The 7,439-nt window shown below is 45.5% G+C and carries 9 protein-coding genes and 1 pseudogene; 3 read left to right on the forward strand and 7 right to left on the reverse strand.

What is annotated here, in order from left to right; translation table 11 throughout:
- Positions 1-229: pseudogene (locus IQR33_RS00180) on the forward strand (DNA methylase); the annotation flags it as partial.
- Positions 230-327: 98 nt separating this feature from the next.
- On the forward strand, positions 328-1,248 hold the full coding sequence (gene glsB / locus IQR33_RS00185; RefSeq protein ID WP_005381007.1) for a glutaminase B: 921 nt from the start codon (positions 328-330) through the stop codon (positions 1,246-1,248).
- Between the two features lie 90 nt (positions 1,249-1,338).
- On the opposite strand, the gene hemW is transcribed toward glsB, so the two are convergent.
- The 7 genes from hemW to IQR33_RS00220 form a co-directional block, all read right to left on the reverse strand.
- Positions 1,339-2,517 (reverse strand): radical SAM family heme chaperone HemW, encoded by a 1,179-nt coding sequence (gene hemW, locus IQR33_RS00190; RefSeq protein WP_138940385.1) that lies wholly within the window; start codon positions 2,515-2,517, stop codon positions 1,339-1,341.
- Positions 2,518-2,535: 18 nt separating this feature from the next.
- Positions 2,536-3,138 carry an XTP/dITP diphosphatase gene (locus IQR33_RS00195; protein WP_005381009.1) on the reverse strand — a complete coding sequence of 201 codons (603 nt, stop codon included), beginning with the start codon at positions 3,136-3,138 and terminating at the stop codon, positions 2,536-2,538.
- A gap of 118 nt (positions 3,139-3,256) precedes the next feature.
- Positions 3,257-3,688, reverse strand: a complete 432-nt coding sequence (locus IQR33_RS00200) for a DUF4426 domain-containing protein (RefSeq protein WP_005381010.1) — start codon at positions 3,686-3,688, stop codon at positions 3,257-3,259.
- A gap of 128 nt (positions 3,689-3,816) precedes the next feature.
- A complete protein-coding gene (gene yggU, locus IQR33_RS00205; RefSeq protein ID WP_005393980.1) occupies positions 3,817-4,107 on the reverse strand; it encodes a DUF167 family protein YggU in 291 nt (96 codons plus the stop codon).
- The gene (locus IQR33_RS00210) at positions 4,107-4,664 is read right to left on the reverse strand and encodes a YggT family protein (protein ID WP_005381012.1); all 558 of its coding nucleotides are present in this window, start codon (positions 4,662-4,664) and stop codon (positions 4,107-4,109) included. The genes yggU and IQR33_RS00210 overlap by 1 nt, the downstream gene beginning before the upstream one ends.
- Positions 4,665-4,716: 52 nt before the next feature.
- Positions 4,717-5,535: a pyrroline-5-carboxylate reductase gene (proC, locus tag IQR33_RS00215; protein ID WP_005381013.1), complete on the reverse strand. Its 819-nt coding sequence runs from the start codon at positions 5,533-5,535 to the stop codon at positions 4,717-4,719.
- Between the two features lie 159 nt (positions 5,536-5,694).
- Entirely contained in the window at positions 5,695-6,396 is a 702-nt protein-coding gene (locus IQR33_RS00220) for a YggS family pyridoxal phosphate-dependent enzyme (protein WP_193838153.1), read from the reverse strand.
- Positions 6,397-6,424: 28 nt separating this feature from the next.
- Here IQR33_RS00220 and IQR33_RS00225 point away from each other — a divergent pair.
- Positions 6,425-7,439, forward strand: a 1,015-nt coding sequence (locus IQR33_RS00225; RefSeq protein WP_193843428.1) for a type IV pilus twitching motility protein PilT, incomplete at its 3' end; no start/stop codon positions are given.

The following is a 7,439-nucleotide window of genomic DNA, read 5'->3' on the forward strand; positions in this document are numbered from 1 at the left end:
TAGTCCACTAGAGCTTTTAAAAGAGGCTCTGCCTGCATGGAAAGTGGTATTGAAAAAGCAAGGTTCAGTGGTGTTGTCTTTCAATGAATTCACATTGAAATGGAAAGATGTCGCGGCATTATTTGAAGAGCAAGGTTGGAAGGTACTTTCAGAAGAGCCTTACATCGGTTATCTTCACCGTGTTGATCAATCTATCAACCGCAATATTATTGTGGCAGTAAAACCATAATCGACTTGAGTCGAACGAACCCTATGGAAAAGCCAACGACACGTTGGCTTTTTTTACCTCTGAGCTCAACGAGTTCTCTTGTAAATAGAAGGTAGAGAATGAAACCGACAGTGGAAATTTTGACAGATATTTTGGCGGAAGTACGCCCTTTAATCGGCCAAGGTAAAGTGGCTGATTACATTCCTGCTCTGGCAAAAGTACCCAGCAACAAGTTAGGTATTGCGGTATACACCAACGAAGGTGAGGTTATTAAGGCGGGTGATGCCGATGAACCTTTCTCTATCCAATCTATTTCAAAAGCATTGAGCTTGACGTTAGCGATGTGCTTGTACAAGCAAGAAGAAATTTGGTCTCGAGTGGGAAAAGAGCCTTCGGGGCAGGCATTTAATTCGCTAATCCAGCTAGAAATGGAGCAAGGTATTCCTCGTAATCCATTTATAAATGCTGGAGCGATAGTAGTGGCAGATTTGTTACAAACTCGCTTATCTGCACCTCGTCAGCGCCTGTTGGAATTTGTGCGTCAGCTTTCTGGTGATACCCATATTGTGTATGACAAAGTCGTTGCGGCATCCGAAATGATGCATGGTGATCGTAATGCGGCGATTGCATATCTCATGCGTTCGTTTGGCAACTTCGAAAATGAAGTGATTCCAGTACTACAAAACTACTTCCACGCTTGTGCGCTGAAGATGAGTTGCGTCGATTTGGCTAAAACGTTTAGCTATTTAGCAAACAAGGGCACATCGGTACAAACGGGTAAGCCTGTAGTTTCTCCTGTGCAAACCAAACAACTTAATGCACTGTTAGCAACGTGTGGCTTGTATGATGGCGCGGGCGAGTTTGCTTATCGCGTTGGTATGCCTGGTAAGTCTGGTGTTGGTGGTGGCATTATCGCGGTAGTACCTGGTGAAATGACCATTTCAGTATGGTCTCCAGAGCTTGATCCTTCAGGTAACTCGCTTGCGGGTACTAAGGCGCTTGAGCTGCTCTCCGAGCGAATTGGCCGTTCAATTTTCTAATGTTGGAAATGTGTCAACCTTATTTAGGACGGCACAGTTTCTAAATAAAAAGCCTCTCAATTGAGAGGCTTTTTTTGTTTTGGGGTTGCGTTACTCTTCGCTTTCTTCGGCCATAAAGGCTTCGAGCAAATCATTAAGGAAGAGCTTCCCTTTTTCAGTAATTTGCCAGTGGGTAGGCGTTTCACTCAGGTAGCCCATTTCTATCGCCCAGCTGATGGTTTCTTGAATCGTACTAAGCGGTAAGCCCGTGGTGTCCACGTAATCTTGCTTCGGACAGGCTTCGATTAAGCGGAATCGGTTCATAAAGAACTCGAATGGACGATCTTCATCCGCGACGACATGTTCCGTATGCAGATAAGGTTTGACCATATTTTGATAAGCCGCTAAATAGCCTCGCGGGTGTTTTACCTTTGTCGTTCGAATAATACGTCCGTCGGTAAAACTGAGTTTGCCATGAGAGCCACAACCGATACCAAGGTAATCACCAAAGCGCCAGTAGTTGAGGTTGTGCTGACACTGATAGCCCGGCTTGCTGTAACCGGAGATTTCATATTGCACATAACCCGCGGCTGCAAGTTTTTGGTGTCCGAGCTCGAAAATATCCCACAAGTCATCATCGTCAGGTAGCGTTGGTGGCTTGTAGTAAAACATGGTGTTTGGTTCGATGGTCAGCTGATACCAAGACAAGTGCGGCGGCGCCAACTCAATCGCTTTGTCCAAATCTGCCAAGGCTTGTTCGATGCTTTGATCAGGTAAGCCGTGCATGAGATCGAGGTTAAAGCTGTTCAAACCGATTTGGTGCGCCAGCTGAGCAGCGTTGACGGCTTCGTCTTGGCCGTGAATACGCCCCAAACGCTCAAGCTTTTGTTGCTCAAAGCTTTGCACGCCGATAGAGATACGCGTTACACCAGCTTTGCGGTAGCCAACAAAACGCTCTGCTTCGATGGTGCCTGGATTCGCTTCCATGGTGATTTCGATTTCAGGCTTGAACGGAATACGCGCTTCAATGCCCTTAAGTAGACGCTCGATGCCTTCTGCCGAAATCAAACTCGGCGTACCACCACCAATGAAGATTGAATGCAGTGGACGTGGCGCTTCGTTAAGTCGGTATTTCTCAATGTCGGTATCCAAATCTTCTAAAAGGGCACTGATGTACTCTTCTTCTGGAATCTCGGTTTTGAGCGCGTGAGAGTTAAAGTCGCAATACGGGCACTTTTGCACACACCACGGGATGTGTACATACAAGCTGAGTGCTGGGGGCGTTAACATGGTCTAATTCGCTCGTGATTACTGAGACACTTGCTCAGACAGTTGAGCAAACAACGACTTGAGCGCTTTACCGCGGTGAGACAGTTGTTTCTTACGTGCAGGTTCAAGTTCGGCTGACGCACAGTTGTCTTCAGGAACAAAGAAGATTGGGTCGTAGCCAAAGCCATTTTCACCGTGTGCTTCAGTTAGAATTCGGCCTTCCCATTTACCGTGACAGACGATAGGCGTTGGGTCGTTCTCGTGACGCATGAGGACTAATACGCAGTGGAAACGTGCTGTACGCTCTGCTTCTGGTACGCCTTCCATTGCCGCTAGCAATTTTTCTAGATTCTCTTGATCAGATGCGCTCTCGCCTGCGTAACGTGCAGAGTAAATGCCCGGAGCGCCTTTTAAGAAATCGACTTCTAATCCAGAGTCGTCTGCAATGGCAGGAAGCCCTGTTTCTTGTGCGGCATGGCGAGCTTTAATGATTGCGTTTTCAATGAAAGTTGTACCCGTTTCAGCTACTTCCGATACATTGAATTCACTTTGCGCTAATACTTCAAAGCCGAAGTCAGACAATAAATCTGCCATTTCACGAACTTTGCCTTGGTTACCAGTTGCTAGCACAATTTTTTTCATGGGAATCTCTTTTAATAGTGATAGAGGAGAACAAATCGTTCTCCTCTAGATATTCTTTAATTAATAAGTGGTTTTTAGCCTGCTTAGATCCAAAAGCTTTTGGAACATCACAACCCAATTACTCTTCAACATAAAACTTCTGGGTGAATTTAAGCTTACCTGAGCCTTTGTTTCCAGCTTTTACGTCAATATCGAAAGTAAAAGTTTCTTCGTGGGTAATTGGTAGTTCGGCTAAATAGTATATCGCATTGCCTTCTTTGACTTCACGAAAGGTCAAGGTCTGAGTTTGGCCGATAAGGTTCTTCGCGCGTCCAGCAATTTTTGCTTCTAATGCTGGCTTACCCAATGAAGCTCTATCTAACACGCTAATATTAACCACAGCGAGGTATCCATTACGTTTGATATCGTAGCTACGTGCGACTTTGGGTGTTAGGAATGTTGAGTTAAACGCGACATAGTGTACTTCGATATCTTTCATATTTTTAAACTGATCGGCGAAGCTTGGTAACGACAACAGGCTAATCAGTAATGCGGTAATCCATTTGCTCATTGTTACTTCCTCAAAGCACTTGTTATAAAACAACCATAGCTGCAATTTTACCTTGGTCAGGGGGTAAAAAATGCGTACTCAGTCGTTGGTATTAGTAAGTGTGGTACAAAATCGTAAATAAAAAGCCATCATAAGATGGCTTTAATTTCTGTCGGTATCTGGGTAGGCGATTCTATCCGAATTTGTTTGTGCCGTCCTAATTCACCTTTTTCTATGTGAACCAAGCCCTTAGCGATTTTAAACTGCTTGGCTAAGAACTTAGTTAGGTGTGCATTAGCTTTGCCATCGACAGGTGGAGCAGTAATGGCGATTTTTAGCTCTTCACCATGCAAGCCAACGATTTTATCGCGGCTAGCTTTAGGTTGAATATAGAGCTTCAGGATGATGTCCTCACCATCTTGCCAAACTGCAGCTGACATTATAGCTGGAACCAAATTGGACCAATGATATCGCCCATTAAGAAGTTCGCGAACTGCAAGCCGATAAATAACACCAGTACGCTTAAATCAAGACCACCAATAGCCGGAAGAATACGACGGATTGGAGCGCACATTGGCTCGGTCAGTTGATGGAATACGTACTCGATAGGGCTGCGGCCTTGGCTTACCCAGCTCAAAATTGCACGGATCAATAGTACCCAGAACAATAGGCCACCTGCGGCTTTGATTAATGATAATAAGCCCAAGAATAAGAAGTCAGCGCTGAAAGAGACGGAACCGTTCGAAGCTATTAGGATAAGCACGACAAATTTAAGCACACACAACACGTAGGCAAACAACACGGTTGCTAGGTCAATATTCCCCACGGAAGGGATAACGCGGCGCAGTGGACCAATGACCGGCTGAGTCGCTTTTACTATAAATTGCGAGAATGGGTTGTAGAAGTCTGCGCGTGCAGCTTGCAACCAAATTCGCAAAATTACGACCATGATGTACAGGTCAAATAGGGTTGAGATGAGAAAACTCATTGAATTCATAAGGTACCCTTAACAAGTGATGGATGATACTAAACGGAGTTCATCCAAATAATTAAAACAGTTTTTCCATTTCTTCCGCGCGAGCCACAGCAGCTTGCATGGCTTTAGCGACAATATCTGAAAGTTGATGTTCGTTGAATGTACGTAGTGCTTCTGCCGTTGTCCCACCTTTCGATGTCACGTTCTCACGCAGGGTCGATAGCTCAGTTTCTGGGTTGCTAACCACCATACTGGCCGCGCCCAATGCAGCTTGTTGAACCAATAGTCGAGCAGTCTCTTTATCAAAGCCTTGCGCAATCGCTTCTGCTTGCATCGCTTCCATAAACAGGAAGAAGTATGCTGGAGCACTGCCCGCTGCGGCAATCACATTATTGATACCTGACTCTTGCTCAACCCAACATACTTTACCGACCGCTTCCATTAACTCTGCGGCAAAAGCTTTGTCGTGCTCGGTTACATGAGTTGGTGCGAATAACCCACTCATACCCAACCCAAGTTGTGATGGCGTATTTGGCATAACACGAACCAAGTTCAATTTGGTGGCTAGCATATCATCCAATCGAGAACAGTTGATGCCTGCGGCAATAGAAATCACCAGTTTATTAGTGAAATCGATCGATTGCAGTGGTTTACAGACATCCGCCATCATTTGCGGTTTCACAGACAATACCACCACATCCGCCTCGGTCGCAGCTTGGATGTTATCGCTGGTGGTACGGATGCCAAAATCTTGTTCTAGCAGAAGGCGGCGAGCCTCTGAAGGAGCCGTCGCGGTAATGTTTTGCGCTGGGTATCCGTTAGCAACCAAGCCTGAAACAATGGCTCTCACCATGTTGCCAGCACCAATGAAGGCGATTTTTTTATGTTCCATTTGTCTGATTTCCATCATGATATTTAGAATTTGTTGTGCGCTCAGGTGTATAATGGCGCCGCTGTTACTTACTGCTCCTATTGGCGAGTAAGATGATTGCGCATTTACGCTCTAACGATTGACGACATAACTTATGTCGCGAGTGAGCGTTTTGTTGATTTAGCTGTAGTCTCGTGCGCCGAAAATAGCGGTTCCAATACGAACCATTGTACTACCAGCTTCGATTGCAGCGGTCATATCACCACTCATTCCCATTGATAATGTATCGATTTCTGGGAACTGTGCTTCGAGTGTTTGCTTCAACGTAGCCAACTTCTGAAATTCACGGAGCTGTGATTCGTAGTCAGACACGTTGGCAGGAATCGACATCAACCCTCTTAAAGTGAGGTTGGGTAGGCGAGAAATCAACTCCGCCAGCTCGAATACTTCCGCTTCAGTGACACCAGACTTAGATGCCTCACCACTGGTGTTAACCTGAATCAGAACTTGTAGCGGTTTAAGTTCGCTTGGCCGCTGCTCATTCAGGCGTTGAGCAATCTTGGTTCGATCGATGGTGTGAACCCAATCGAAATGTTCAGCAACAAGTCGCGATTTATTGGATTGAATCGGGCCAATGAAGTGCCATTCGATTCGATTATCTGGATAATGCTCGGCAAAGTGCTGAACTTTACTGACGCCCTCTTGAACGTAGTTTTCACCAAAGGCGGTTGGTCCCGCTTGGTAGGCTTCGAGAATTGCCTCGACAGGTTTAGTTTTGCTTACCGCTAGAAGTTGCACTGACTCTGGAGTTCGACCACATTTTTGCTCGTCATATCGAATTTGAGAGGTGATATGTTCAATATTTTGTTGAATACTACTCATAGCTGTACTTTAGACTTAAGGATTTTAAATGGATATCACTGAGTTACTGGATTTTAGTGTAAAACATAATGCCTCGGATCTACATCTTTCTGCAGGTGTCCCACCAATGGTTCGTATTGATGGGGATGTGAGAAAACTAGGCATTCCAGCGTTTACACACCAAGAAGTGCATCGTTTGGTTTTCGAAATCATGAACGATGCCCAACGCAGTGAATTCGAAGAAAAACTCGAAGTCGATTTCTCTTTTGAGTTGCATAACGTTGGCCGTTTCCGTGTCAACGCTTTCAACCAATCTCGCGGTTGTGCGGCAGTATTCCGTACCATTCCAAGTAGCATTCCAACTCTGGAAGAGCTAGAAGCGCCAGAGATCTTCAAAAAAATTGCGAACGCTGAAAAAGGCTTAGTTCTGGTCACTGGCCCAACAGGTTCAGGTAAATCGACGACCTTAGCAGCCATTGTTGACTACATTAACCGTAATCACAACAAGCACGTACTCACAATTGAAGATCCGATTGAATTTGTTCACAACAACAATAAATGTTTGATCAACCAGCGTGAAGTTCACCGTGACACCCATAGTTTCCAAAATGCTTTGCGTAGTGCATTGCGCGAAGACCCAGACGTTATTCTGGTTGGTGAGATGCGTGACAAAGAAACCATCAGCCTTGCCTTAACGGCGGCAGAAACGGGTCACTTAGTTTTCGGGACGTTGCACACCAGCTCGGCGGCAAAAACCATTGACCGTATTATCGATGTTTTTCCTGGTAGTGATAAAGATATGGTCCGCTCGATGCTATCTGAGTCCCTTCGTTCGGTTATCGCGCAAAAGCTTCTGAAGCGTAATGGTGGTGGCCGTATTGCATGCCATGAAATTATGATGGCAACGCCTGCGATTCGTAACTTGATCCGCGAAGACAAAGTCGCGCAGATGTATTCGATAATTCAAACAGGTGCGGCTCACGGCATGCAAACCATGGAGCAAAATGCTCGTCAGTTAATGGCGCAAGGCATGGTTGCTCGTGAAGAGGTCGATAGTAAGATCG

The sequence above is a fragment of the Vibrio sp. OPT46 genome (assembly GCF_015163535.1).
GTDB classification, from domain to species: domain Bacteria; phylum Pseudomonadota; class Gammaproteobacteria; order Enterobacterales; family Vibrionaceae; genus Vibrio; species Vibrio alginolyticus.

Coding starts and splice junctions, on each gene's coding strand:
- glsB (WP_005381007.1), top strand. CDS start 328: ATGAAACCGACAGTGGAAATTTTGACAGATATTTTGGCGGAAGTACGC.
- hemW (WP_138940385.1), bottom strand. CDS start 2,517: ATGTTAACGCCCCCAGCACTCAGCTTGTATGTACACATCCCGTGGTGT.
- IQR33_RS00195 (WP_005381009.1), bottom strand. CDS start 3,138: ATGAAAAAAATTGTGCTAGCAACTGGTAACCAAGGCAAAGTTCGTGAA.
- IQR33_RS00200 (WP_005381010.1), bottom strand. CDS start 3,688: ATGAGCAAATGGATTACCGCATTACTGATTAGCCTGTTGTCGTTACCA.
- yggU (WP_005393980.1), bottom strand. CDS start 4,107: ATGTCAGCTGCAGTTTGGCAAGATGGTGAGGACATCATCCTGAAGCTC.
- IQR33_RS00210 (WP_005381012.1), bottom strand. CDS start 4,664: ATGAATTCAATGAGTTTTCTCATCTCAACCCTATTTGACCTGTACATC.
- proC (WP_005381013.1), bottom strand. CDS start 5,535: ATGGAACATAAAAAAATCGCCTTCATTGGTGCTGGCAACATGGTGAGA.
- IQR33_RS00220 (WP_193838153.1), bottom strand. CDS start 6,396: ATGAGTAGTATTCAACAAAATATTGAACATATCACCTCTCAAATTCGA.